The following is a 25,702-nucleotide window of genomic DNA, read 5'->3' on the forward strand; positions in this document are numbered from 1 at the left end:
ACGCGTCCCAGTGCAACAAAAAAATCTTGAATGAACAGTTCATTCAAGATTTTTTGTTTTTTTATCCTTTGCTTCAAATGGAGACGTGATGCGCTGTCTGTTGTTTTTGAACATACTCCATCAAGATCGGTCGTTCCGGTGGATTGAGGTTTTCTGGTAGCTGATCGATAGCGAAAAAGCGTAATTCCGCGACTTCTGACGGATCCCGAAGCACTTCACCGGTATAAGCCGTACACAGAAATGCCGAAATGACATTATAGACTTCATCCCCATGCGGGTACTTATAGTAAAACGCATCACCCGAATAGACGTTCAATAATTCGAGCTGCTCTGCTTCAAGACCGGTTTCTTCCCTTAATTCTCGTTTTGCTATCTCTACGAGCGTCTCCCCGATCTCAAGCGCTCCACCAGCGAGTCCCCAGCAACCGTTATCTTGCCGAAGTTGTAATAAGACTTCTTGTTTATCGTTGACGACGATGACACACGCCCCTGCCATGACGAGCGGTCGTGTGCCGACGAGTTTTCGTAATTCTGTGATGTATCCCATGTCATTCAGTCCTTTTCCATTTAAATCACTCTCGTTCGGACGCGCATCCGTTTGAGTTCCGTCAATAGGATACACAACAAGATGATGCCCGAAACGAACAGTACGTACGTATGAATCGTAAAGAGGGAACGGAAATCGATTACGGCAACATTCTGTTGCACCTCAATCCAACTACTAAGTAGGATTCCGCTGATTGTAAATAAGATGAGTACGCCGACCTGTCGACGTGTCAACGTAACATACGTCAAAACGCGCATGCCTTCACAGATCACGAACGGTAGGAGAACGAGGAGTGCTGCGACCGGTAAGATGACCGGGTCACCGCCTTGCTGAGTCGGCATCGACCGGGTCAAATAACCAAACAGAAAAAAGAAACCACATACGAACAACAATAATCCGAACGCGATACTCTCATTCACCGCTTTATTCATCTTACTTCCCTCACTTTTTAGAATAATGAATTATGAAGAAACAGCACTTTGATGCCATACACCCGCTGCGTCAAGCCGGACCCGATGTCTGCCGTCGAGTTCCATCTCGATCGGACTGACCTTCGCCGTCTTCGGTGAGAACAACCATGTCCGTCCTTCTGGGACGAGCAAGATATGCGTTCCATCCGCGACTGGTCCGAGGAAGTTGAGTGACGCGCCATTGAGCGGACGTTCCCGTCGTTCGAGAACGCCAATCTCTGCTAACTGCTCACCCACTTCAAGCACGTCTTTCACCGTCAGACTCATCTCACCGATTCCGAGAATGTCGGATACATCAAACGTCGGTTCCGCTTTAGATGGATTGATTTGATGCCGCGCGATCAGCTCCAAGACATTTTCATCTGGATCATAAAAATAGCAGGAATGCGAGTCCGTGAAGTCAAAATAAATCTCGTCCTGTCCATCTTCGATCAAGAGTGGTGTCCGTTCTACGAGCCACGCTTTTCCTTGTTGGAAGACGTTTTCCGGAATGTTGAACGCCATATGGTACTGCGTATCAACATCGTCCGTCTGTTGATATGTCAGTTGATCGGTACCGATTTGCAGCGTAAACGACTCATTCGTTTCCGAAACGAGCGGGAATCCGATCTCGTTTATGTAAAAAGCCTTCATTGCCGGTAGATGGCGTGTCACAAGAGTGGTTTTCGAAATGTTCAAGCTGATGACCTTCCTTCATTTGCCGTAAAATTTATCAAATTCGATATGCTTTATTTTACCACTAATGGTAAAATCATGACGAATGGAAAGTCTGATTTTTCAGATATATTTATACCTGAAAGGATGTTTTGATGAAATTATTAATCGCTCAACCAAAACGCGAGACCGGACTCGAGCAATTTGAACGTGAAATCGCCGCTTATCCTGAAGTCGATCTGATTGTCTACCCGGAAGGCTATTGTACGGTCACGGAACTCGAACGCGTGCAACATCTTGCCAAACAGTTCGAAACAGCCATCGTCCTCGGTTACAAGGATGAAGCGAATCTCGATCGCGCTGTCATCATCGATGCGACCGGGACGATTCTGCTTGATCGCGCAAAAACACCAGAAGCCGGACCGCTTTACACGCCTTCAGCAGCAAACGACGGGTCGTTCCGCTATGGATACGTCCTCTGTCGCGAAATCTTCTTAGGAAAAGACGGACTACGCGAGGAATCCGGACTTGATCTCATTTTCAACCCGATTGGCGTCGGCATGTTCAGTGAAGAACAATACGCCGAGTGGTCCGGTGAAGCACGTAGTATCAGTCAGGCGCAACAAGCGCTCATGATCGGAACGAGTCATGCCGATGGTTCGTACCGCAACTGTGGTTTTTCGATTCCGATTGCCTTCATCTATGACGAGACCGGTGAACCGTTGCTGTTGTCTCATAACGATACGCGGACACGTCTGTTTGATACGGTCACGCGCCACGTCGAAGTCGTCGGTACACCATCCTTATCGTAAACGAACACACGCTTCTTCCAGTCAGAAGAAGCGTGCCATTCCTTCAGGAGGTGCTCATATGTCTCAAACAGGTCGTGCGTCATTCTTTTGGAAACGATACTTCTATGTCTTCTTTCCTTTGTTCCTCTTCGGCGTCAGTCACGAATCGTACCTGGTCGATAATCCGTTAGCTAACCTTGAGGACATCGGTGAGTTCGTCTTCTTCTTTTGACGAATCTGTGGTGGTTCTTCCTTCCGACAAAACCCGCTCATTCCGAAACCGATTTTTGATAGGAAACGAGTGTCGCCCGTTCGTTGAGCGGTTGACTGACACCCGTCAATCGGTAACCCATCTTCTCATAAAAGTAACAGTTACGTGTCTCTTCGCGAATCGTCCGCAGTTCCCATGTCGTTGCAGCCGGATACGCTACTTCAACGAGCTGTAATGCGCGTTGGGCGATTCCTTCACCTTGACGGGCTGGATCTAAGAACATCGGACTGATGGCGTAGCGCCTCGGTGCTTTCGCAACGACACAAATCCCGCCGACGACGACACCGTCGACGATGATTTGATGAAACGTACTGCTCGGATGCGTGATCCGGTGAATGACACGATCGATCGATTCGTTCGCCGGATTCGTTGCAAAATCTTGATACCGCTCAAGCGTTTCTGAAAACGCCTCGATTTGAAGCGTATGAAGCTTCGCAGCGTCTGCAAGAGACGCTGTCTGTAATTGAATGTCCACTGAACCTCTTCCTCTCTTAACGGAACCATTCCCAAAATGGCGTGCCTTGCGCGACGCTCAAGTAGTCGAGCCATCGCTCGAAGCCAAACGGCATCGCGTCTTCCTCCCATTCCTCGAAATTAAGAAATTCCCCACTCCAAATCCGATTTCCTGCTGGGCGATTCATCTCGTAGACGATCCACTCCCCGTCTGGTCCTGCGCCGATCGCCAAGAAGTTTTCGGGACATTCCCACATCTCGCTATACGTCAGGCAATCTTCGATTGAAAAGAGTTCGAACCCATCGTTGTAGGATAACGTTTCGTGTTGAAACAGCTTCGCCCCGTTATGTTGACGTAAGAACGTCTGATAGTCGTCTGCCGTCCACGCAGGTAACAGCGCGAGCTGTTCGTCCGTTGCTCCTCGGTTAAAGATGAAACGTTCTCGTGCTACTTCCCCTTCTTCTTTTTGGACCTCTAACAAACCGTCGACGAGTCGAGCTTTAAATGCTTCTAATGCAATCATGTTCTTCTTCTTAACAATATTCTTTTGTTGGTGTGAACGAGACACCGACATCGTGTCCGCCTAGCTGAACATCCCCTGCTCCTTGTAGCGGTTCAGTTCGCACGGAGGATAAGGCAAGGTGTTTGAATAACAAAGGCTCAAACGTCTCGACGATCGGTTGGAACGTCGCATCGACCGACAAGACGAGATCGATTCGGGCGTCCCGCGATAACGCTTGTGCCTTCCGTTCCGACTGGATATAACGGACTAGCTCCCGCATCCAGCGTTCTTGCTCCAGTGTTTCCGTGATTCGTGTATCGAGCGTCACGGTGAGTCCACCAATCGTCGCAGCAGCAAAGCCCGTCTGGACGATTGGTTCGATGATGACGTCCGCTTGACGCACTTCGACTTCATCGCCTGATGCGGTCTGATAGATCAATCTTCCGGTCTCGAGCAAGTCGGAAGTCTCCTGTGCAGACAATTGTTGTAGCCATTGGTGGATCGCGTTCGCTTGCTGTGCGAATTTCGCTCCGGCTGCGCGGAAGTTCAGTTTAAGACGGAACCGTGTCGTCGCTTGCGTCGTCGGAACGATTTGGACGTCTTTTACATTCAGTTCCTCTTGAATGATTGCCGTATAGTCCGCCCACGAAAAGGTTTCGCTCGATTGGACGCTTAGGCTAGCAAGCGGTTGTTTGACTTTTAAGGCGTGCGTATTACGTACTTGTCGTCCTAACTCGACGACAGAGACAACCTGTGCCATTTCGTATTCCAGATCAGGTCGGAGCATCGATCGATCGGCAACCGGATAATCCGCTACATGCACGCTCATTCCTGTTAATCGCTGATAGACATCATCGGCAAGGTATGGGGTGAACGGAGCGAGTAGTCGTGCCGTCGTCGAAAGTGCGAAGTGAAGCGTCTTGTACGCGGCTTGTTTCTCTTGCGACCAGTCAGCTTGCCAGAAACGTTCCCGCGAACGGCGGATGTACCAGTTACTGATCTCATCGACGAGTTGCGCAAGACTCCGTGCTGCTTGAGTCAATTGATAATCGTCCATCGCATCCGTCACGTCTTGCGTCGTCTGATGGACACGCGAGAGCAACCATTCGTCGAGACGCGTCCGTTTTTGCGGACGTGAGCCATCAAATCCGTCTAGTTCGGCATATGTCAGATAAAACTGGACGGCATGATCCAACGTATCGACTAGTTTTGATTTTGCTTCTTGGACGATCCGCTCAGCAAACCGTTTCGCACTCCACGGACTGCTGTCGACGAGTAGCGCCCAGCGCAGGCTATCAGCACCATATGCTTCGATCAACGCCACCGGATCGAGGGCATTTCCACGACTCTTCGACATCTTCTGCCCGTTCTCATCGAGGACGTGCCCGAGTGCGAGGACACGCTTATAGGCAGGCTGTCCCGTGAAGAGTGTCGAGATCGCTTGCAAACTGTAGAACCAGCCCCGCGTCTGATCGATGCCTTCGATGACGACATCGGCTGGATACCGGTTAAGCGTCTGCGTCCGTGACGGATAATGCTGTTGCGCGAACGGCATCGCTCCGCTATCAAACCAGACATCGATGACTTCTGGTGTCCGGTGCATCACACCCTGACACGTCGGACACGAGACCGATAACGCATCAACGTACGGTTTATGCAACTCGACGGATTCCGTCGATGTCGTCCGGTGCAACAAGTCCGCCTTATTTTTTGGAACGAATGTCGTGTCACACGCTTCACACTCCCAGACGTTCAGTGGTGTACCCCAGTAGCGATTGCGACTGATGTTCCAGTCGACGAGTTGCTCAAGGAACTTTCCGAACCGCCCTTCCTTGACGTGATCGGGATACCACGTCACAGATGCATTGTTCGCAAGGAGTTGTTCCTTGACGGCCGTCGTCTCGATGAACCAGTTGTCTTGTGCGTAATAGAGCAGTGGTGAGTCACATCGCCAACAATGCGGATAGCTGTGCGTATAGCGTTTTTTCGCAAACAAGCGTCCCCGTTCAGCGAGCATCTGGATGATCGCGACATCTGACTCCTTGACGAATCGACCAACGAGTGGTGGAACGGCATCCGTGTAACACCCAGCAGCATCGACGACATTAACGAATGACAGACCGTTTTCCCGGACGACCCGGTAATCCTCTTCCCCGTACGCTGGAGCAAGATGGACAAGTCCGGTTCCGCTCGTCGCTTGGACGAAGGGCGCCCCGACGACCGTATGACCGTTCTCTGGCGTCACGAAATCAAACGGTGGTTCATAACGCAAACCGACGAGTTCCGCACCGAGCTGTTCGGATACGACCTCGACGGATTCCGAGAACAGTTCAGCGACTAACGCTTTAGCGACAATGAATCGCTCTCCTTCAAACTCTACCGTGACGTACGTCAATTCAGGATGAACCGCAACCGCGACGTTTGCCGGTAACGTCCAAGGTGTCGTCGTCCACGCAAGCAGAAATGTCTGCTCCATGTCGACGATCGGAAGTTTGACCGTCGCCGATAAGTCCGTCACGTCCTGATAGCCTTGCGCGACTTCATGGGAACTGAGTGACGTCTGACAGCTCGGACAATACGGTGATACACGATGTCCCTTCGTCAACCAGCCCTTGTCATGGATCGTCCCGAGGATATGCCAGACGCTTTCGATATACTCGTCCTCCATCGTCACGTAAGGGTCATCCATGTCGACCCAGTAGCCGAGTTTTTCCGTGAAGGCACGCCACTGTGTTTCATAGGAGAAGACACTTTCCTTACAGCGGGCGATGAATGCTTCGACACCATAGTCTTCGATCGCTTGTTTGCCGGAGATGCCGAGTTGTTTCTCGACCCCGAGTTCGACCGGTAGTCCATGTGTATCCCAGCCGGCTTTTCGTTCGACCCGGAATCCTTGCATCGTCTTATAGCGGGCGACGGTATCCTTGACGGTTCGTCCGAGTGCATGACCGACGTGGGGTAAGCCGTTCGCGGTCGGCGGTCCTTCGTAGAATACGAATTCCGCTTCCGTGCGTTGTTCAATCGATCGTGCGAAGACTTGGTCTTGTTTCCATCTGTTGCGGACACGCTCCTCGCGTTGTTGTACGGTTTCTGCTTGATTTTGTGACGTCATCTCTTGTTCGCTCCTTTGTCGGTAACTAAGAGAATACAAAAAAGTCCGCCCCCTTTGACAGGGACGGACTTCACCGCGATACCACCCATATTCCGCCGAGAATGCTTATTCTCGACAGCACTTAGTTGCACACTATCATGCGCATTCCATGTAACGGTGGACACCCGGTCACGCTTACTGAATGGTTCAGCGTGACTTCTCAGAGAGGATCTTCATGATTGATCTGGCTACCGGCTCTCAGCAATCCCGGTTTTCTGTAAGGCAGAGGGACAATCATTACTCTTTCTCGTCAACGAAATGATATGCTCTTGTTGTGGAGAATCTTACCATATGACTTAAAGACTGCACAACAGCTTTATACATTTTCTTGCAAAGGAGTTTTTTTGAATGTTACATACTTTCCCAACGCTTAAAACGAACCGTCTCGTCTTACGCGAAGTGTTACCCGAAGATGCTACGAGTGTCCTCGCCTATTTATCAGACGAACAAGTCGTCAAACAGATGGGGCTCGCCCCCTTTCAATCAGAAGCAGACGCGCTTGAAGAGATTGACTGGTACGCTTCGATTCGTCGCGATGGCACGGGTATCCGGTTCGGGATCGCGTTACAAGAAGACGATGTCATCATCGGCAGTTGCGGATTCTTGAATCAGTCGGCACGCCATCAGCGGGCAGAACTTGGTTTTGAGTTGAATCCTGCCTATCAGGGACAAGGCATCGCGAAAGAAGCAGCACTTGCAGTCATCACATATGGGTTTGAGGAGCTCTCTTTAAATCGTATCGAAGCACTTGTCTTACCAGCAAATACTGCTTCACACCAATTGCTTGAACGTCTTGGTTTTCAGCGTGAAGGGTTGCTTCGTCAATATGAGAAAACACGTGGTCAGTTCGATGATTTGTATATGTACTCGATTTTGCGGAGTGAGTGGTCTGTCAAAGATCTCACTTTAGGTTCTTCGACTCTAACTCTTTGATCCGTCGGTAGACTTCTTCTACTTCTGATTGCGCAAACCAAGCATCGGGATGCTTTTCAAACATCAACAAATTGATGTACCATTCGATGTTATCAGGATCTAGTTCGACTGCTTTTTTTGCATGGAATAAAGCGATTATGCAAGCTCCCTCGAGATGGCAAAGTGGATGTAGCATCAATGAAGATGTCAAATCATGTATCTCGCTCGATTCGTGGTGTTGGAGTAAATAATTCATAAAGGCATATATCGTGAGATGAAACGTATCAAACCCTGCACTAAGAATCATGTTGAATTGCTCTTCTTTTGTTAACTCTAAAAATAGTTTCGCTGCTTTCTCGAAATCCATCTCAGCAATATGTTTCCTTAATCGGTACTCTAATTCTGTCACGGTGATTCCCTTCCTCCATAAAAAATCGCTGTTAATTGGCACTTGCACTTTTACACGAGTCGTCTCTCCCAGTAATGTATCTAACATCCATTGCAGAAGATCGACTGCCATTCCTTTTCATCGATAGGATCGTGCCTTTAGGAATTCAATGATCGGCAACAGTGTCAGTCCGATCGCGAACAAGACGATCAATAACAGATTCGCTGATTCATGCAAAAAGTAATCGAGACAGATGAATCCAAAAATCAGGACGATCAGAATTTTGTAGCTAACGAGCCCACTCTCCGTCGTAATCTTTTCTCCAAGTTCATCATTCGGTGTCGGTCGACTGTCTTCTCCTGAACGTGCCCACGTAAAATACGAGAAGAACATGATCAACAAAATCGCCAATTGAACAATCGAGAAGAACGTTACGTTGTTTTCGATGATCATACTAATGATGGTAAGACTCGCCACTATCACGAGCGTTACTAAAAATAAACCCGTTTTTTTCTTAGACATCCCATTCCTCCTGTTCTGAAATGAACAGATGATCGACTTGTGTCTGCAATACTTTGGCGATATTAAACGCTAATTGTAAAGTCGGATCATACTTGTTGTTTTCAATCGCATTGATCGTCTGCCGACTGACCTGACAACGGTCAGCCAGTTCTTGTTGCGATAATTTTGCCGCTAGACGTCGCTCTTTGATGTGGTTTCTCATGTCCATTCCTCCACGACGTGTCAAATTCTTTTTACATCTCTACTGTAATGAAATTCCATCCTCATGTCAAAAACATTTGACATGAGGATTATTAAAAAACACGTTCTGATGATCAGAACGTGTCGTATATGATGGCTCAACCTCGTGGTGGAAATGGATCATGTCCGTAGGAATCTTTTTCGCGAATCTGCCCTTCTTTGTTATGAATGACAAGCTCCGTCTTCTGACTTTTCGCAATGCGACGCCCTTCTGCAATCGCTTCTTTCTGTGTAGCAAATCGTTTAGTTGCTCGAGTCGCACCAGCAGCTTTCACTTGATAGCCACCTTTAGGATGTGGCGTGACATGTTGCTCTCGTTTCATCCAACTCCTCCTCTCATACGTGTAAGCTAGATTCGTTCACGTCACATTGGTGACTATCTTGATGTCCCTGTTCAACAGTATCTTCGATTGGCAACGTAGACATGTCATCAATCGAAAGGTTGCTTTTTTCGTGCTGACCGCGTGTCTTCGTAATTCATTCTCATATACATGTCTTGCCTTGATTCGATGGTCGACTTCACTTTCCATCTCAATCCCTCTTCCCTCAACTTATATTTTTTTCTAACTATTATGTGCCCTGAATTATTCTTGATAAATCCTTTTTTTAGAAAAAACGGTTTTTCTTACGACCTTTTATAAAAAAATCGTTAAAAGGTCCTGTTTAATATGTATTGTAACGACCGATAAATGAATTACAGATAGAAAATATGAGTTGAAAGGACGGTTGCATGTGAAAAACACAACCAAGAACCATTCCATCCGAACACGTCTTTTAGTAATGATCAGTTTGATTTTGATTGCCTTTTTTGTTTTTAGTAGTCTGGCTTTATATTTCAATACGAAACAAACCGCTGTCTCAACACTGAAAGCGACTGCTGAAAAAGATGCCTTACGCATCAGCAAGACATTCGATACGGTGGCTTACACTGAATTCCTACAATCGCCTGTCGCGTCCGAACAATACGAAACGTTACGAACAGAACTCGATACGTTACGAAAGCAAAATGGACTCTTATATACATACACAGCACGGATCGATCAAAACAAGGTCCGCTTGTTGATCGATGGTTTACCAAAAGATAAGGCTGCAAAAATCAATGCCCCGGCAAGTGGTGCAACCGTCACCGATATGCAGGACGTCCTAAAGGGCAAAACACATACGACGGACGTGATTGATGATCCAATTTATGGACAGTACATCAGTGTCTATGTCCCCTTGAAAGATTCGACTGGGAACGTCATCGGCATCCTTGGAACCGATATCGCGGCGAAGGAAGTCGATGCCCTGACGACGGATCTACTGCAACAAAACGCTCCGATTTTCATTGGACTTTTACTTCTTCTGTTAACGGCCACACTCATCTTGCTTTACATCGCCCTCGGTCGTAAATTACGTCCGCTCGAGACGTTACAGAAAGTCGCTGCCTTGATTGCTGAGGGACGACTGGATCAGGCGAAACAGACGTTGACCAATTTGACGATTTCTTCGAAAGACGAAATCTATGCGCTTGCGATCTCGATTCGTGATATGAACGAGATGCTGCGGACGATGATTGTCGACATCAAACAGACGGCTACCCTCGTCTCGACGACGAGTCAATCGATCGACCAAAGTACGTCGGAAGTACTCGACGGTTCTGAGCAAATCGCTCATACGATGTCGGAAATCGCGACCGGAACCGAAAGTCAGACCCAAGTCACGCTTTCATTGAATGATGAGATGAATCGGTTCGCAACATTGATCGAGACGACGAATCAATCTGGTGTCGAAATTCAAGGAACGACGGAGCAGATGGCAACACTGACACGAGTCGGACGGGAGCAAATGTCTACTTCTGTTGAACAAATGCGTCACATTCATCAGCACGTCACACAATCTGCTGAACAGATTGATCTACTGAAACAGCAATCATCAGATATCCAAACGCTCGTCGGTATCATCCGCGGAATTTCCGAACAGACGAATCTACTCGCCCTTAATGCCGCGATTGAAGCGGCACGGGCTGGTGAACAAGGCAAAGGATTCGCTGTCGTTGCGACCGAGGTCAAGAATCTTTCGAGCCATGTCGCTAGCAGTGTCAGTGAGATCGCAACGATTGTAACGTCAATCGAAGCCAGTGCGCAGCAGATGCAACATAGCTTTAAGACGACGGTCGAGGCAACAGCAGCCGGTGAACAGATCGTTCTCGATACAGATACGACGTTCGAACGATTAACGGATCAAGTCACGCACGTCTCAACGGCAACAAAACAGATGACGCAACAGATGGAAGACGTCTTGCAGGCAGAACGATTCATTCGCAATGCCTTGACGGAAATTGCCGCTGTCGCGGAAGAACATACGGCGAGTAACGAGGAAGTTGCCGCTGCGTCTGAACAAATGATTGCGACGATTACGACGCTGCATACGCTCGTCGGTGATTTAAACGCACGAACAGAACACTTAGAACAAGAAGCCCGTCGCTTCGAGATTTAATCTTTCATTTGTTCTTTTCTAGTTCTCACTCTATACTGGTGTGAACTTACATATGAAGGAGTCGAACCAGATGTCCCATTATGATGTCATCATCGTCGGTGCCGGTTCCATGGGGATGGCAGCCGGCTACTATCTCTCACGAACCGATCAAAACATCTTACTACTAGACGCCCATAATCCACCGCATGATCAAGCGAGCCATCATGGCGAGACACGGATCATTCGCCATGCCTACGGGGAAGGTGAAGCTTATGTGCCGCTGGCGTTAGCCGCGCAACGCTTGTGGTATGAGTTAGAACAGATCAGCGGTCGGAGTCTGTTCCTGAACACCGGAGTCTTAAACGCTGGTCACCGCTCGTCCCGTTCGATGCAGACGATCATCAGGAGTGCAGCGCAATATGTTTTACCGCTTGAGATCCTGACGGCTGACGAAATGAGAACGCGCTGGTCCGGCTTAACGATGCCCGACGAGTATATCGGTTGTTTTGAACCGACGTCCGGTGTGTTGAAGTGCGAGGATTGTATTGAAGCATACCGCGATCTTGCTGTCGCGAACGGTGTCGACATCCGGACGAATGCGAAAGTGACGACGCTTACCGCCCACACTCATGGTGTGGACGTAACCGTCGGAACAGACACCTACTCAGCTGAGGCGTTAATCGTCGCAGCCGGTGCCTGGTCTGGTCCGTTGCTCGAACAGACTGGACTCTCCTTACCGCTGCGCCCTATCCGTAAGACGTTCGCCTGGTTCGAAGCAGCGGAAGAGGTATTCAATGACGCGGTGTTCCCTGCCTTCGCCTTTGATACACCCGCCGGTTATTATTACGGTTTTCCAAGTATCGCTCAAGCCGGTCTGAAAATCGGACGCCACGACGGCGGCATCCCGGTTGATCCGAATCAACCACGCCGTCCTTTCGGTCAAGAGACGGGTGATCTGGCTGATTTACGACAGTTCACGAATACGTTCATGCCCTCGATCGATACTTTAGCTCACGGCAAACCGTGTCTCTATACGATGACGCCAGACGAAGATTTCATCATCGATTTGCATCCGGACTATCCGCACATCGCGATCGCCGCCGGCTTCTCCGGTCACGGATTCAAGTTCAGCAGCTTAGTCGGAAAAGTACTCAGTGAATTGATCATGGAACGATCGACGACCGAACCAATCGGACCGTTCGCGATTAAGCGATTTAAATAATTGAACACATGAAACGATAAAGACCGGCAACGAAAATGCGTTGTCGGTCTTCTGTATCAACGGTATGATGTCACACCGATTCATTCGATTCTTGCTGATTTTTTGCAGCTAGCTTTTCACGCTGTTTTTTCTCATCTTCAGTCCACCAGCCGTGGATCAGTAATACGAGTCCAAGGATCAATGCACCGATTGGGAAGTATGTTAAGTAGTATTCGCCAAGATTTTCTCCTAGAAACTCTGGTGATAACTCAACATACGCACGAAACATCTGAACGATGAAGAATAAGAAAAAGCTTGTAATGAGTGCATATGTACCATAGCGATAACTTGTATTTTTCATATGACGACTCCTTTCTAAAACATACTCTAATCTAAATCATTCAAGGAATACATCAAATTCCCTCTTTTTACATTATCATTTTTAAGAATGTTTCCAAAAGCATGATAAGATAGTTTTAGAATCGATTGAACGAAGGAGTGAAACACGTCGTGAACTTTAACTTATTCAAAAATCATGTCCGGTTTAAGATTGCACTTGAATTAATTGATCGCGAAGACGGTTTATCAATCATGCAACTGAATCAACGCTTAACGGATGTACCGCAGTCGACCTTATACCGGCAAGTCAATGCGATGATGGACGATCAGTTGTTGAAGGTCGTCGCAGTCCAGCGTGTTGGAAAAGTCGAAGAGAAGATCTATGCCTTGAACACAAGCGGCTATCAAATCAGCGAAGCAGACTGGAACAGTGCGACGTACGATGAAAAAGTGAACTTCGTCTCGTTCTACTTCATGTACGTCTTGCAACAGTACCAGACGTACTTCGAACAGACAGTTCAAACGCAAGGTCAGGACCATTCGACGTTCTCGATCGCGAAATTGCAACTGACGGATGAAACCTTCAACGATTTCCAACAGGACATGCGAACATTGCTCGAAAAATATCATCACCTAGAGACAGAAGACCAGGCAACTGAACGGACCGTCTCACTCGTCATCTTACCGTAGACACTCTCCGAATTCAGGAGGGTGTTTCTACGACACAACTTTAATAGGGAGCGAAATGGAGACCATGAAACGGATCAAAGAAGACCTTGATGAAACGGTAATGGATACGTTAAACAACACCTTCACCAAGTGGAATCTCGAGAACATACATAAAGAACAGATTCTAAAGATTGGTGAAGGAGCTTGGCACTCTGTTTATAGAGTAACTAGATTAGATAATCAAGACCTTGTGATTCGTATAAAAAAGAACGAAGCGTACGGTGAATTACAAGCAATTGATGAACAAGAGCTGACTACAGAGTATGAGTCTACGAAAGCTTACTATTTACATGCCAATACAAGTGACCAAAATGTCTGTCCTGACTTTTATCAGTATTTTATTGAAGATGACACAGTATTTACAGTAGAAACGTTCATGGGTCGTGGAACAGATTTATTGTTACTCGATCAGAATAAAGCCCATTCTTACGGTACGAAATTAGGACAAATTTTTCATCGTATACACAACCAGAAAACCTCTATTGTTGGTTTCGGGGAACTGCACTGGCAAGGGGAAACTTTACAAGGTAGTGATTTAAGGAACGAAGATGAATTATGGCTGGAAGAAAATGAACACGTCTTAACCGCCTTAAATGCTCTCATTCACTCTAATCTTTGCTTTGATAAAGAAAAAGTCAGTCAGCATATTCATGCTTTAATTGAAAATAGACGAACTCAGGTTCAAAACATCTCGCTCGTGAATCAAGATGTAACACCAGAAAATTTAATTTTAAGTGATAAACACATTGCAATCATTGATCCGTTTCCAAGATTGGATTTTGATTTGAAATATGCGGCTTACTTCGTTTTTTGTTACAAATTTCTGCTACCAGCCTTTTCAAATGCACCACGATACATAAAGCAAGCGTATCAAGAAAAAAATAATGTTCTTAACAAAATCGCTGACGGATTCATAAGTGGATATTGCTTTAACGTGGTTGGAGACGAACGCACCACTCAAATTCAACGATTACTGGATGAATATACATTATGGATATTGCAAGAAGCGTATGAGCACTACGATATTCTACATCAGCCTCAACTCACTCATAAAACAACGCAACAGATGGGAAATCGAGAAATGATCACTGCTCGGTTACATCTATGCCTCGAAGAATTAGAAAAATGGTGTACGGAATCAGAGTAGAGGCTGACGGAATCAGAGTAGAGGCTGACGTAAACTTTAGTCTCTACAAAGATAAAAAGATTGATGCTTTACACACCACTCCTATAGGAAAAGCGCATTTTTGCGCTGTCAGAGACAAACAAGACCCGCTTTCCTGCTTGAATGAAGCAGGAAAACTGGCTTGTGTCTCGCCTGAGGAAAGAGCGTGAGAAAGCGAATCATTCTTTTTTTGAGTCAGCCTCTTTATGTATCCCACTTAGTTTCGTCATACGGAAACGAGAGATGATCTATCGAGTTCTTCACTTTCGAGTACAATCGCCGTTAAACTCGTATCCGTCTTCGTTTCGTGCCATTCTCCTTGATCCCAAAATACGGCTTCTCCACGCTGAACATTTATGTAGTCATCCGTTTCTCCTCTTACCCATCCTTCACCCTCTACAATTAACAAGAGTTGCGGCACGACCGCCTGGTGATAACCGACTACGCCATCCTTCTCTAAATGGATGCATCCGATGTGCGTCACTTTTTCCGTCTGCATGATCCGTGACATCACGAAGTTCGAATCGAATTTCGTAATCTTCTTACCAACCTCTTTTTTGAATTGATAAATTTGCATATAAGCCTCCTTAAAATTATGATTCGTTTGATAGTTCGTCTTTCATTTAAACGATTTGATTCAAATCGCATTTGGAAAATTTTGATAAGAGAAGTTTATCATAGCTCTAACTGATTGAGAACTAACGATGATTCGTCCATGGCATTGACTTTTCCATTTTCATTATTGATAATGGTAATAGAAAAGGAGGGTTTTTCATGAACACAGATTTCTCTGCCTTATCACACATCGACTGGGAACGATTCCTGCCCCTATTATTGATTTACATCTCCATCAGCCTGATTCTACTCAGCTGCGCCTGTATCGATTGGTTTAGACGGAAGGACCGGATCGCGACACCGACTACTTGGTTATTGATTATTCTCCTCGTCCAGCCGATTGGCTCGATTCTCTACTTCGTCCTCGGAAGGAGGATGACAGCATGATTCAGATTTCTCATCTCCAGCTTTCACTTCAACGACGTCTTATCCTAGACGATATTTCCTTTACGATTCACGAACATGAATGTCTTGGACTGATTGGTCCGAATGGTGCCGGAAAGACGACACTCCTGAAATGTCTGAGCGGCATGATCGAGAGTGACCGTGGTTCGATCACGATGTCTTCGCGCTCCATCCGTCAACAGCAGCAATCGATCGGCTACTTATCACAACAGACCGACTTTAAGCCTTGGATGACGTGCGAACAATCATTACGTTTTTTCGGTCGCTTGTCAGGTCTCGATCGCGCAACGTTAAATAAGCGGATTCCGGACGTTCTACATGAAGTTGGACTCCACGATCAACAAGCAGAAGTCATCGAACGCTTGTCCGGCGGGATGCGCCAACGTCTCGGAATCGCCCAAGCGATCTTACATGAACCGATATTTTTGATTCTCGACGAACCGGCTTCCGCCCTTGATCCGAGTGGTCGACATGATATCAATCAATTGATCCTCCGCTTAAAGAAACGGATGACGATCATCGTCTCAACGCACCTGTTAGAAGACGCAAAGACGTGTTGCGATCGCTTCCTCGTCATTAAACACGGAAAATTGTTAGGTCCACTCGACAATCAACGCAACGTGGATCAATACCGGATTCAAGTCGAGACGCTTACAGCTGCCCCGTCGTTTTCTGCGACACGATTTCCACGAGTCGAGATTGATCGAATCAACCCGTGCTGCTATCAATTCTCCGCGCAGCAACCGCTTGATCTCTCAGAGTTAGCGATCACTCTAATTCAACAGGGATGGTCGATTGCTTCGATTGCCTATCAACCGATCGGACTCGAGGAACGGTTTCTCGACATGGTGGCAGACGTATGAGGACGTTTTATACGTTGACGCTGACCGAGTGGTTAGAAGCATGGAAAGAATGGAAGATCGTCTGGCTACCGCTGTTCTTCATTGCCCTCGGCGCGACCCAACCATTGCTGTTGATGTACATGGATGTTTTGCTCGCACACGTCGGAAACGCGGACGGAATCATCGTTGATCCGAATCGTCCTGCCCCACAACCGCTTGACGTCTTCAGCGTAACGATCCATGGGCAATTCAATCAGCTTGGCTTGATCGTCCTGATCATGAGCTTCATGGGATTGCTTGCTTCAGACCGACAAACTGGCATGCAGGATTTCATTCTGACGCGTCCCGTCTCGCGAAATATCTATCTGCTGTCGAAATGGTTCAGTCACGGGATGATTAGTCTATTCGGGATGCTGATCGGCGCCCTCACGTCCTACTGTTTGACCGTCTATTGGTTCGGATCTCTCTCACCGATGCTTGCACTACGTATCATCCTCGGTTTTAGTCTTTGGACGTTATTCGTCGTCAGTCTGACACTTCTGATCAGCACTTTCTTGCGACGTGCTGTTCCGATTGGTATCCTGTCGCTCGTCGTTTCCTTACTACTTGTTGCACTTCCTTCATTAATGCCAGACATTCTATTCTTTATGCCTAGTGCGCTACTGTCGCTCCCATCGCACACGTCGTTTTTTTCTTCGTCTCATCTGATTGGTGTCGCTTCTTGTCTCATTTGGATTCTTCTCACACTCGGCTGGTCGGCTCTTCGATTCCGAAAAACAGCTTATTGATCCACCGCTACAACACAAAAAGGATAACGGAGCCGTTCAGCCGTCCGTTATCCTTTGTTTGCTTGTGTCTTTCGAATCGTTCGTTGCCTTGGATGCACGGCAAGCTTTGCTTGGCGCATCCGTTCAACGGCAGGATCCGTCGCAGCATCGAACGCTGCTAAACTCGGGTAATGCCCGACGAGACGTCCCTGCTCCAAAATCGCAAAGCTGTCACACAGTTGTTCGGCAGCTTTAATGTCATGGGTGATGAAGACATATGTTAGACCGTGTAGCCGTTTCAAGTCAGCTAACAATGCAAGAATCAATCGTTTGTTGACCATGTCGAGGCTACTGACTGCCTCGTCTAAAACGATCAGACGTGGTTCAGCAGCAATCGCTCGCGCAATCGCGATCCGCTGGAGTTGCCCGCCACTGAACTGCGCCGGATATTTCGTCAGATCCGTCGCCTTGAGCCCGACTTGTTCAATTAGCGTGACGAGACGCTGTCGCCGTGCTTCACCCTTTAAACGAATGAAGTTATCAAGCGGTTCGGCGATAATATCGGCCGCCGTCAGCTTCGGATTGACAGCAGCGAAGGAGTCCTGGAAGACGACTTGGACATCTCCTTGAAACGGTCGTTTTGTCGCATGCCGGTCGACACCGTTGAACCAGATCGTACCGCTTGACGGACGTTCGAGTCCGAGTAACAATCGTCCGAGCGTACTTTTGCCGGCACCACTCGACCCAAGTAGTCCGAGACACCGCCCCGCTTCAAGCGTCAACGAGACATCATGTAAGACGGTCTGAGCTGGTCGAAACCGGCGTTTGTAGACGTGTGAGACTTGATCGATTTGTAGTAAACTCATCCGAACGCCTCCCTTCCTAGATGTTGGGCAAGAAGGGACTGTGTATATGGATGTTGCGGTCGATCAAACAAATCAAAGACATCTGCCTGCTCAACGATCCGTCCTTGCTGCATGACGAGGACATCGTCTGCAAGTTCGGCGATCACACCGAGATCATGCGAGATGAGTAAGATCGCCGTTCCGTAAGTCGCTCGCATCCGTTCGAGTAATTCAAGAACCGTCTTTTGATTAAAGACATCGAGTGCCGTCGTCGGTTCGTCGGCAATCAAGACGCTCGGGCGCAAGGCAACGGCTAAGGCAATCATGATCCGTTGCAACATCCCGCCACTCAGTTCGAACGGATATGCTTTGAGCAACCGGGCAACGTCCGTCAGATTGACTTCTTCGAGTGCCGTCATCGCTTGTTGTTTTGCTTCACGTTTTGAACAACGCGTATGGGTCTGAATCGTCTCGATCATCTGGTGCCCGATCGAATAGACCGGTGTGAAGGCACTCATCGGATTTTGCATGATGAACGCAATCTCATCGCCCCGAATCGTTCGCACAGCGCGTTCTGATAAGGATTGAATTGATGTTCCGTTCAGTCGAATATCGCCAGTGACGTCTGTCGTCTGTGGATTAAGCAGACGCATCAAGGCGAGACTCGTCACCGTCTTTCCGCAACCACTCTCTCCGACAAGACCAAGAATCTGTCCAGCTTGAATTGAGAACGTCACACTTTCGATCAATGTTACTTGTTGTTTCGTATGGACGGTCAGACCGTCGACAGCTAAGATCGGTTCGATACGGGCACCTCCTCTCATTTCATCGTTTTTGACACACCGAATCGTTCTGCTAACTGTTCTCCTACTAGGTTAAAGCTGATGATGACGAGCATGATCGCAAGTCCCGGATAAATCATCAATTCCGGATTCGTCCGAATGTACGATTTTCCTTCGTGAATCATCGCTCCCCACTCGGCTGTCGGTGACTGAACACCAAGCCCGAGGAACGACATCGCCGAGATATCCATGATTGCCCATCCCATCTCTAGCGTTCCGATGACGAGCAGCGGCGGTAAGATGTTCGGCAGGATGTGCGTCCGGATGATTTTCCACGAAGACGAACCATTGACGCGAGCAGCGGCGATGAACGCTTCCGTCTTCAGCGTCATGACCATTCCGCGGAACATTCGCGCGTAGTAGACCCACTGGACGAGCATCAAGGCGATGATGACTTGCTTAAGACCTGGACCGAAGATACCGACGAGACCGAGGACGAGAATCAAACTCGGAAATGCCATCACACCGTCACACAGTCGCATCAAGAGTTGGTCGACCCAGCCGCCACGGTAACCGGCAAGTGTTCCGACGAACAGTCCGATTGCGAGCGAGGCGATGAAAATCAACACGGCACAGCCGAGTGAAATCCGCGCGCCGTAAATCAAACGCGACAAGAGACAGCGTCCGAGTTGGTCGGTTCCGAGTGGATAGGCTGACGACGGTCCATGGAGCTTTTGCGTCAAGTCGACGAGGTTCGGATCATGAGGCGCGATCCATGGCGCAAACAACGCAATGCCTGCCATCGCGATTAAGACGAGGGCACAGAGATAAAGAAGCGGCGTATACCGCGACCGGATCATCGTTGCTGGAAGTGGAGTATTCATACCGTCCCTCCTTTTTTCGCTAGGCGTGGATCGAGCACGGCTTGAATGATGTCGACGAGCAAACTGCTACCGATGAAGACGAGTGCCGCGAGAAAGACGTAGCCTTGGATGACCGGCATATCCCGATCAAAGATTGCTTCAATGAAGTAGCGACCGAATCCTGGCCACGAGAAGACGGTCTCGACGATGATCGTTCCCGTCAGCAACTTCCCAAGGTTCATCCCAAGACCCGTGATCATCGGTGGAATCGCCATCCGGAGAACGTGTTTTCCAAGAATCCGTCCTTCCTTTAAGCCACGTGTCCGGGCAAACAAGACGTACGGTTCGTTCAATGCTTCACTCACACTGCCACGGAGCAATCGTGTATACAAGGCAATCAACGGAAAGGCGAGTGTCAATGCCGGTAAGATCAAATGCATCACACTTCCCGTCCCCCCGACCGGGAACCAATCCAGCTGGACGGCAAAGAAGAAGATGAACAGATACCCGAGCCAAAACGACGGAATCGAAGCCCCGATGAAGGCAATTGCCCGACTGAGATGGTCAAAGAAGCCATTCTTCTTGATCCCGGCAAGGAACCCGAGCGGGATGCTGATGACGAGTGCGAGCAGTAGACTCGTTAATGCCAACTCGACCGTCGGTGGTAAGCGGAGCAAGACATCTTCAAGGACCGGTTTTCCGGAAAGATACGATGTGCCGAAATCGAGCTGCGCCAAGCGGATGACAGCATCGAAGTATTGTTGGTAGAACGGTTGATCGAGTCCGAATTCTGCTCGTTTGGCAGCGAGCAGTTCATCCGTCGGTTGGATATGGGCAGCGGATAGATAGGCCTGTGCCGGATCAACTGGTGACAAATGAATCAACCCTGTCAGAATCAAGACAGCAAGTAACAAGATCGGGATGACGGATAATATGCGTTTGACGAGGAAGACCCCCATGTCATCCCTCCTTTACTTAATTCCGATTCGGGCAAATGGACTCTCATCCCGGTTCGCCGGGAACTGGAAGTTCGTCACGTCCGACTGATAGACCGCCATCTTCTTCAAGTACGAAATCGGAATCAATGCCCCTTGATCTTGGAGTGATGGCAGAATGTCGGCGTACATCTTCTGACGCTTCGTCTCGTCTGTCGTCTTCAAAACATCTTTGATCTCTTGCAACAGTTGTTCTTTATTCGGATAAGCCGAAATCGCTTCTTTGAAGCCGAAGCCATCCGTATCAATCAGGTTCACGAACGTATGCGGATCATACGGTGCACCGAAGTTGCTGTAGAAGTTGATGTCAAATCGGTTGTCCTTGAAGCGCTGGACTTGATCCGGTAATTCGACAGCTTCCGTCTTCAGCTCGACGCCGATTTTCGACCATTCCGACTGCAACGTTTCGGCCATCGCCTTTTGGACCTGCTCGGCCGCATCATACATCATCCCGATTTGCAGCGGTTGACCATCCTTGACGCGGATCGTTTCACCCTTCGGCAGTTTCCAACCTGCTTCATCTAGGAGACGATTCGCTTCCTTGACGTCATAATCTCGTTGCTTCACTTTTAGGTTCGACGTGTACGGCATGTTCGGTGGCAACAGGTAGTCAGCTGGTGCTTCTATTCCCGACGTGATCCCTTCGACGAGAGCGGCTTTATCAAACCCGTGCTGGAGCGCCTGGCGGACGCGTTCGTCAGACAGACGCTTATTTTTCGTATTCAAGACGAGAAGACGCGTCGCGACTGGTTCGGACATCTCTGTCTTGTAGGATTTATCCGTCTTCAACTGGTTGAAGGCATCGATGCTGATCGCCCCTTCACCGTAAATCAGATCAACCTGTCCTTTTTCGAGTGCTAAGACACGCGTTTCCGCATCCGGGATGATGTCGACCTTGATGTGATCGATGTTCGGTTTTGGACCCCAGTAGTTCTTATTGACCTTAAACGTCGCATACTGATCCGGTTTGTATTCGTCGAGCATCCACGGACCTGTCCCGACTTCCTTTTTGACACCCTTCGACGTATCGCCGTTTTCCGGGAATCCCGCTTCTCCTAGGAAACGGACCGGGCGAACGACCGCGAGCTCTTGGATCGTCGGGTAATAGGCTTCGGATAATGTCAGGCGGAACGTCTTCGCATCAACAGCTTCCGTCTTCTCGATTTTCGTGATGAAGCCAAGCCAGCTATGTAAGGCTTTTTGTTTGAGGATCGCGTCAAAGTTCTTTTTGACGATCGCTGCGTCGAACGTCGAACCGTCCGAGAACTTGATGCCGTCACGGAGCGTGAACGTATACGTTTTTCCGTCTTCAGAAATCTTCCAAGACGAGGCTAAGTATGGCTCGAGCTTTCCACCTTCTCCGTAGTGGACGAGTGGTTCATAGATCATTGACTGTGCGAACAGTTGTGATGGGTTATAAACGTGCGGGTTCATCGTTCCGACGTCGCGTGGCCACGCGAGCGTCAATGTATCTTTATCTTTTCGCTCTCCTGTCGACTCACCCGGGTTCGAGCAGCCGATCAATAAAGATGTCAAAGACAGGATCGAGACGGTAGAAATCAGTAATTTTTTACGGTTAACGTTCATGGTAGGCAGAACTCCCAACTTGTATTGATAATCATTTTCAATTGTATGAGGGAAAGGGAAGGATTGTCAATGGATAATCTAGATGTTAACTGGACGTACAGGCGCTTTTTGACAGGATTTCCACGCTTAACTGAGTAACATTCTGTGTACGTCTCTTGTTTGTAAATAATTGTAATCAACTGTGTTAAACGGTATCCTAGTTTGTATGCTGCATTTCTTGTCTAACGAAATCAATTGCACGGAAAGGATGATAGGATGTCACGACTGGTTTCCTCCGTCTCGCTTGTTTTGCTCAGTCTGCTCTTAGTGCTCCCTTTACTGATGATCGATGGACTGATTTTATACGTCGGAGATGTGTCCTACGACTCGTTCGTTGGTTGTCTAGTGTTTCTCGTATGTTTCTATCTCGCTAGCCTGGTCGTCAGCGTCGTCTTCGACGGGATGATGCGTGCGCTTGGCGGACTGTTCAAGCGTCGTTTCTCGAACATACTGTTTGCTGTCGTGAACGGTTCCGTCAGTTTGAGCGTCTTACTTTGGATGGACCTCTACGTTGCGTCGATCACGATTTCTCTCGCGACAAAAGTCGTGCTGGTATCTGTACATACGGTATTGTTTTACCTGATTCATCAATCGAGCGATTCGACTGCTTCGTCTTCTGAAGACAGCGCACAACATGAGCCAATCGTCCAAGAAGCCATCCGCTTGTTAGAAGATGTCGATCCCGTGACATGTGTCGAACAGTTATGTCTCAAGTACCCTGATCTTCCGAAAAAGGACATCATTCGGATCGTCTATCGTCTTCATGGCAACTAAAAAGACCTGAATGTTTCTGAGAAGATTCAGAAGCGTCAGGTCATTTTTTATTTCTTTCATTTCTTCGCCAACTCATAGAACTGATACGTATTCTTTCCTAACGACTTAGCGGCATATAGCGCGGCATCTGCCTGTTGTAACAAGGCTTGCAACTCTGGACGGTACTCACCGTCATACATCACGATCCCGATGCTCGTCGACACCCGGTAGTCCGTTTTCCACTCACTTAACGCGGTGACGATCTGCTCCGCAAGTCGTTCCCAGCCTTCCCTCGAATCAGCATGTCCAAAATGCAGAATGAACTCATCGCCTCCTAGTCGCACGGCTATCGCATCATCCTGTTCACGTACGAATTGTCGCAAGCGTTGTGCGACTTCTTGCAGGACGATGTCCCCCGTCTCGTGTCCATAAACGTCGTTGACCTGCTTAAAGCCATCTAAATCAATGAAGAAGACGGCTCCTGTCTGCCCGAGATGCTCCTCGAACTGTTTCGTTAAGTACCGTCGATTATGCAGTCCTGTCAACGCGTCTTTCCAAGCATGACGCTCGAGCTCCAAGTAGTACAAAAACAACCGGACGATGCGTTGCAATAGCTGAACATTCTTCTGTTCATACAAGCTGACTCGATTATTGATCGCACATAACGTTCCGAACGTCTCACCGCTCGTTAAGACGATCGGAATACCTAAATAGGACCGAACGTGAGCCTCCTCCAGACCTTTTCGCCAGTCGCCGAGTTGTTCCGCGTTCGGAATATCTTCGAGGACGACCGGCTGTTTCGTCTCGAAATCAATCAGTTTACATAACGATTGGTTCAATTCAAGCTGCATGCCTTCCACCATCGGGATATCCGCTTTATCGTTCGCGATTTTCAACATCCGTTGTTGCCCTGCTTCGATCGCTGATAAATACAGCATCTGGTCCGGTAGAATCTCTTTTGCGAAATCGAGGACATCATCTGCGAGCTCATCAAAATTTTGATACATCTTCAAGTCTTCAAATGGTTGATTCATACAGCACCTCATTTCGAAGTCATCTTCTGTAGCGTCTCTGATTTAAAAAACGAAAAGGTTACATTTATTACCACTTTCTCTTTTTTCAGTCACCTAAACCTCTTTTCGTCAAAAGCGTCCAATGTTCCTACTTCCAGTCCTAAATGAGAAAGATTATCATTTTTTTATTTTCGTATAGTTTATAGAAGGTAAAAATTCAGACAGCCATTTGGCTGGAAATTAGCGTTGCGTCTTCCAAAATCGTCTGCTATCATTCTCGTTGAACATGACAATGATAATCATTATCACTTATTGAGAACAGATTAATCACGTCGATATACATAATTCATCTGTTCCTCAATTCGTGATCCATGTTTATCAAATCAAACAAGAGGAGCTGAATCATCATGGGGAAATGGAAAACACCACTCGTCGTGAGTTCGCTTGCTGTCTTACTGGCAGCATGCGGGAACGCAGGAGAAGCAGACACGAAGAAAAACGCCGAGGCACCAAAGACGGTCAAAATCAAGGACGCACACGGAACAGTCAACGTCCCGGTTGATCCGAAAAAAGTCGTGGCACTCGACAACCGGACGTTCGAGACGCTTGCCGCGTGGGACGTCGAACTCGCAGCAGCACCAGTCGGACTGCTCCCGGCTGAGTCACCGTATGCGAAAGATAAAGATATCGTCGATGTCGGCATGCACTTCGAACCGAATCTCGAAGCAATCGCTGGTGTTAATCCGGACGTCGTCATCGTCGGGCAACGTTTCGCTGATCATTATGAAGACATTAAAAAACTCGTTCCGAACGCTGCTGTCATCGACCTTGACATCGCGTTACCGGAAGACTCCGGTACACCAGGTGAGTTACTCGTAAAGGGACTTGAAGATACGACTGAGACACTCGGACAAATCTTTGATAAAAAACAAGAAGCGGATCAGCTCGTGACGACGCTCGAGCAATCGATCAAAGATGTTAAAAAATCATATAACGGACAGGACAGCATCATGTCGGTCATCGTCTCAGGCGGTGATATCGGTTTCTCGGCTCCGATGAGTGGACGTGTCTTCGGACCGATGTATGATTTGTTCGACTGGAAACCGGCCCTCGAAGTCAAACAAAAATCGGGCAACGACCAAGGGGATGAAGTCTCGGTCGAAGCGATCGCTCAAAGTAACCCGGACTGGTTACTCGTCCTTGATCGTGACGCACCACTTGGAAACGCAGAAGGTGCCGTACCGGCGCAAGATGTCATCGACCGTGCGCCTGCCCTGCAGAAAACAAAAGCAATCAAAGACGACAACATCGTCTACGCACCGAAAGATACATACTTGAATGAATCGATTCAGACGTACTCGGAATTCTTCACTGACATCGCGAAAGCGCTCGAGAAGTAATGG

Annotated in this window: 30 protein-coding genes and 1 other annotated feature; of the genes, 12 read left to right on the forward strand and 18 right to left on the reverse strand. The window is 48.1% G+C overall.

Annotation, left to right across the window (positions count from 1 at the left end; genetic code table 11):
• Positions 1–73: 73 nt before the first annotated feature.
• Genes EXG77_RS09485 through EXG77_RS09495 form a run of 3 tightly spaced genes read right to left on the reverse strand, consistent with a single transcriptional unit; the run spans position 74 to position 1,695 of the window.
• Positions 74–547 carry an NUDIX hydrolase gene (locus tag EXG77_RS09485; RefSeq protein WP_035397838.1) on the reverse strand — a complete coding sequence of 158 codons (474 nt, stop codon included), beginning with the start codon at positions 545–547 and terminating at the stop codon, positions 74–76.
• Positions 548–567: 20 nt separating this feature from the next.
• Positions 568–978 (reverse strand): hypothetical protein, encoded by a 411-nt coding sequence (locus tag EXG77_RS09490; protein ID WP_035397841.1) that lies wholly within the window; start codon positions 976–978, stop codon positions 568–570.
• A gap of 30 nt (positions 979–1,008) precedes the next feature.
• Positions 1,009–1,695, reverse strand: coding sequence for a glyoxalase (locus EXG77_RS09495; protein ID WP_035397843.1), 687 nt, complete (start codon positions 1,693–1,695; stop codon positions 1,009–1,011).
• Between the two features lie 131 nt (positions 1,696–1,826).
• On the opposite strand from EXG77_RS09495, the gene EXG77_RS09500 reads away from it, so the two are divergent.
• Both EXG77_RS09500 and EXG77_RS16345 read left to right on the forward strand, forming a co-directional pair.
• Positions 1,827–2,483: a hypothetical protein gene (locus EXG77_RS09500; protein WP_035397845.1), complete on the forward strand. Its 657-nt coding sequence runs from the start codon at positions 1,827–1,829 to the stop codon at positions 2,481–2,483.
• Positions 2,484–2,541: 58 nt separating this feature from the next.
• Positions 2,542–2,694 (forward strand): hypothetical protein, encoded by a 153-nt coding sequence (locus tag EXG77_RS16345; protein WP_158581860.1) that lies wholly within the window; start codon positions 2,542–2,544, stop codon positions 2,692–2,694.
• Positions 2,695–2,731: 37 nt separating this feature from the next.
• Here EXG77_RS16345 and EXG77_RS09505 read toward each other — a convergent pair whose 3' ends face one another.
• The 3 genes from EXG77_RS09505 to ileS are packed head-to-tail and all read right to left on the reverse strand — an operon-like array spanning position 2,732 to position 6,801.
• Positions 2,732–3,208, reverse strand: a complete 477-nt coding sequence (locus tag EXG77_RS09505; protein WP_035397847.1) for a GNAT family N-acetyltransferase — start codon at positions 3,206–3,208, stop codon at positions 2,732–2,734.
• A gap of 16 nt (positions 3,209–3,224) precedes the next feature.
• Positions 3,225–3,710, reverse strand: coding sequence for an SMI1/KNR4 family protein (locus EXG77_RS09510; protein WP_035397850.1), 486 nt, complete (start codon positions 3,708–3,710; stop codon positions 3,225–3,227).
• A gap of 10 nt (positions 3,711–3,720) precedes the next feature.
• Positions 3,721–6,801 (reverse strand): isoleucine--tRNA ligase, encoded by a 3,081-nt coding sequence (gene ileS / locus EXG77_RS09515; protein ID WP_052017156.1) that lies wholly within the window; start codon positions 6,799–6,801, stop codon positions 3,721–3,723.
• A gap of 56 nt (positions 6,802–6,857) precedes the next feature.
• Positions 6,858–7,103, reverse strand: a binding site (T-box leader).
• A gap of 85 nt (positions 7,104–7,188) precedes the next feature.
• Between ileS and EXG77_RS09520 the strand changes: the two genes are divergently transcribed.
• Positions 7,189–7,773 carry a GNAT family N-acetyltransferase gene (locus EXG77_RS09520; protein ID WP_035397852.1) on the forward strand — a complete coding sequence of 195 codons (585 nt, stop codon included), beginning with the start codon at positions 7,189–7,191 and terminating at the stop codon, positions 7,771–7,773.
• Here EXG77_RS09520 and EXG77_RS09525 read toward each other — a convergent pair.
• From EXG77_RS09525 to EXG77_RS09540, 4 genes are all read right to left on the reverse strand, one after another.
• Positions 7,742–8,248 (reverse strand): hypothetical protein, encoded by a 507-nt coding sequence (locus tag EXG77_RS09525; protein ID WP_145981736.1) that lies wholly within the window; start codon positions 8,246–8,248, stop codon positions 7,742–7,744. The genes EXG77_RS09520 and EXG77_RS09525 overlap by 32 nt on opposite strands.
• 30 nt (positions 8,249–8,278) lie before the next feature.
• Positions 8,279–8,662 (reverse strand): hypothetical protein, encoded by a 384-nt coding sequence (locus EXG77_RS09530; protein ID WP_035397856.1) that lies wholly within the window; start codon positions 8,660–8,662, stop codon positions 8,279–8,281.
• Positions 8,655–8,864: a helix-turn-helix transcriptional regulator gene (locus tag EXG77_RS09535; protein WP_023468028.1), complete on the reverse strand. Its 210-nt coding sequence runs from the start codon at positions 8,862–8,864 to the stop codon at positions 8,655–8,657. The genes EXG77_RS09530 and EXG77_RS09535 overlap by 8 nt, the downstream gene beginning before the upstream one ends.
• A 136-nt stretch (positions 8,865–9,000) precedes the next feature.
• Positions 9,001–9,225: a DUF2188 domain-containing protein gene (locus tag EXG77_RS09540; RefSeq protein ID WP_029341445.1), complete on the reverse strand. Its 225-nt coding sequence runs from the start codon at positions 9,223–9,225 to the stop codon at positions 9,001–9,003.
• Between the two features lie 457 nt (positions 9,226–9,682).
• On the opposite strand from EXG77_RS09540, the gene EXG77_RS09545 reads away from it, so the two are divergent.
• Together EXG77_RS09545 and solA are read left to right on the forward strand one after the other, a co-directional pair.
• Entirely contained in the window at positions 9,683–11,380 is a 1,698-nt protein-coding gene (locus EXG77_RS09545) for a methyl-accepting chemotaxis protein (RefSeq protein ID WP_052017193.1), read from the forward strand.
• A gap of 70 nt (positions 11,381–11,450) precedes the next feature.
• Positions 11,451–12,581: an N-methyl-L-tryptophan oxidase gene (gene solA, locus EXG77_RS09550; protein WP_035397863.1), complete on the forward strand. Its 1,131-nt coding sequence runs from the start codon at positions 11,451–11,453 to the stop codon at positions 12,579–12,581.
• A 70-nt stretch (positions 12,582–12,651) separates the two neighbouring features.
• Here the strand turns inward: solA and EXG77_RS09555 are convergent, their stop codons facing one another.
• Complete coding sequence (locus EXG77_RS09555; protein WP_023468025.1) at positions 12,652–12,921, reverse strand: hypothetical protein; 270 nt, start codon at positions 12,919–12,921, stop codon at positions 12,652–12,654.
• A gap of 149 nt (positions 12,922–13,070) precedes the next feature.
• On the opposite strand from EXG77_RS09555, the gene EXG77_RS09560 reads away from it, so the two are divergent.
• On the forward strand, positions 13,071–13,589 hold the full coding sequence (locus EXG77_RS09560; RefSeq protein WP_035397867.1) for a hypothetical protein: 519 nt from the start codon (positions 13,071–13,073) through the stop codon (positions 13,587–13,589).
• 64 nt (positions 13,590–13,653) lie between these two features.
• Positions 13,654–14,775 carry a hypothetical protein gene (locus EXG77_RS09565; RefSeq protein WP_145981737.1) on the forward strand — a complete coding sequence of 374 codons (1,122 nt, stop codon included), beginning with the start codon at positions 13,654–13,656 and terminating at the stop codon, positions 14,773–14,775.
• Positions 14,776–15,019: 244 nt separating this feature from the next.
• Here EXG77_RS09565 and EXG77_RS09575 read toward each other — a convergent pair whose 3' ends face one another.
• On the reverse strand, positions 15,020–15,370 hold the full coding sequence (locus EXG77_RS09575) for a hypothetical protein (RefSeq protein WP_035397871.1): 351 nt from the start codon (positions 15,368–15,370) through the stop codon (positions 15,020–15,022).
• A 197-nt stretch (positions 15,371–15,567) separates the two neighbouring features.
• Between EXG77_RS09575 and EXG77_RS09580 the strand changes: the two genes are divergently transcribed.
• From EXG77_RS09580 to EXG77_RS09590, 3 genes are read left to right on the forward strand one after another with little or no spacing between them, the layout of a single operon-like run.
• Positions 15,568–15,795, forward strand: a complete 228-nt coding sequence (locus EXG77_RS09580) for a PLDc N-terminal domain-containing protein (RefSeq protein WP_035397873.1) — start codon at positions 15,568–15,570, stop codon at positions 15,793–15,795.
• Positions 15,792–16,676, forward strand: coding sequence for an ABC transporter ATP-binding protein (locus EXG77_RS09585; protein WP_035397874.1), 885 nt, complete (start codon positions 15,792–15,794; stop codon positions 16,674–16,676). The genes EXG77_RS09580 and EXG77_RS09585 overlap by 4 nt, the downstream gene beginning before the upstream one ends.
• Positions 16,673–17,443: an ABC transporter permease gene (locus EXG77_RS09590; RefSeq protein WP_035397875.1), complete on the forward strand. Its 771-nt coding sequence runs from the start codon at positions 16,673–16,675 to the stop codon at positions 17,441–17,443. The genes EXG77_RS09585 and EXG77_RS09590 overlap by 4 nt, the downstream gene beginning before the upstream one ends.
• Positions 17,444–17,490: 47 nt before the next feature.
• Here the strand turns inward: EXG77_RS09590 and EXG77_RS09595 are convergent, their stop codons facing one another.
• From EXG77_RS09595 to nikA, 5 genes are read right to left on the reverse strand one after another with little or no spacing between them, the layout of a single operon-like run.
• Positions 17,491–18,288: an ATP-binding cassette domain-containing protein gene (locus tag EXG77_RS09595; protein ID WP_035397877.1), complete on the reverse strand. Its 798-nt coding sequence runs from the start codon at positions 18,286–18,288 to the stop codon at positions 17,491–17,493.
• Positions 18,285–19,091, reverse strand: coding sequence for an ABC transporter ATP-binding protein (locus EXG77_RS09600; RefSeq protein ID WP_035397879.1), 807 nt, complete (start codon positions 19,089–19,091; stop codon positions 18,285–18,287). Before EXG77_RS09600 ends, EXG77_RS09595 begins: the two co-directional genes overlap by 4 nt.
• Positions 19,088–19,933: a nickel ABC transporter permease subunit NikC gene (gene nikC / locus EXG77_RS09605; protein WP_081637405.1), complete on the reverse strand. Its 846-nt coding sequence runs from the start codon at positions 19,931–19,933 to the stop codon at positions 19,088–19,090. Before nikC ends, EXG77_RS09600 begins: the two co-directional genes overlap by 4 nt.
• Positions 19,930–20,871: a nickel ABC transporter permease gene (gene nikB, locus EXG77_RS09610; protein WP_035397881.1), complete on the reverse strand. Its 942-nt coding sequence runs from the start codon at positions 20,869–20,871 to the stop codon at positions 19,930–19,932. Before nikB ends, nikC begins: the two co-directional genes overlap by 4 nt.
• A gap of 12 nt (positions 20,872–20,883) precedes the next feature.
• Positions 20,884–22,494: a nickel ABC transporter substrate-binding protein gene (nikA, locus tag EXG77_RS09615; protein WP_035397883.1), complete on the reverse strand. Its 1,611-nt coding sequence runs from the start codon at positions 22,492–22,494 to the stop codon at positions 20,884–20,886.
• 255 nt (positions 22,495–22,749) lie between these two features.
• Between nikA and EXG77_RS09620 the strand changes: the two genes are divergently transcribed.
• Positions 22,750–23,307, forward strand: a complete 558-nt coding sequence (locus EXG77_RS09620) for a hypothetical protein (protein ID WP_035397885.1) — start codon at positions 22,750–22,752, stop codon at positions 23,305–23,307.
• A gap of 56 nt (positions 23,308–23,363) precedes the next feature.
• Here the strand turns inward: EXG77_RS09620 and EXG77_RS09625 are convergent, their stop codons facing one another.
• Entirely contained in the window at positions 23,364–24,320 is a 957-nt protein-coding gene (locus EXG77_RS09625; RefSeq protein WP_035397888.1) for a diguanylate cyclase domain-containing protein, read from the reverse strand.
• A 386-nt stretch (positions 24,321–24,706) separates the two neighbouring features.
• Here EXG77_RS09625 and EXG77_RS09630 point away from each other — a divergent pair, with 386 nt between their 5' ends.
• Positions 24,707–25,699 (forward strand): siderophore ABC transporter substrate-binding protein, encoded by a 993-nt coding sequence (locus EXG77_RS09630; RefSeq protein ID WP_035397889.1) that lies wholly within the window; start codon positions 24,707–24,709, stop codon positions 25,697–25,699.
• Positions 25,700–25,702: the final 3 nt, after the last annotated feature.

This window comes from Exiguobacterium sp. OS-77, assembly GCF_000414195.2.
Taxonomy (GTDB): domain Bacteria; phylum Bacillota; class Bacilli; order Exiguobacteriales; family Exiguobacteriaceae; genus Exiguobacterium_A; species Exiguobacterium_A indicum.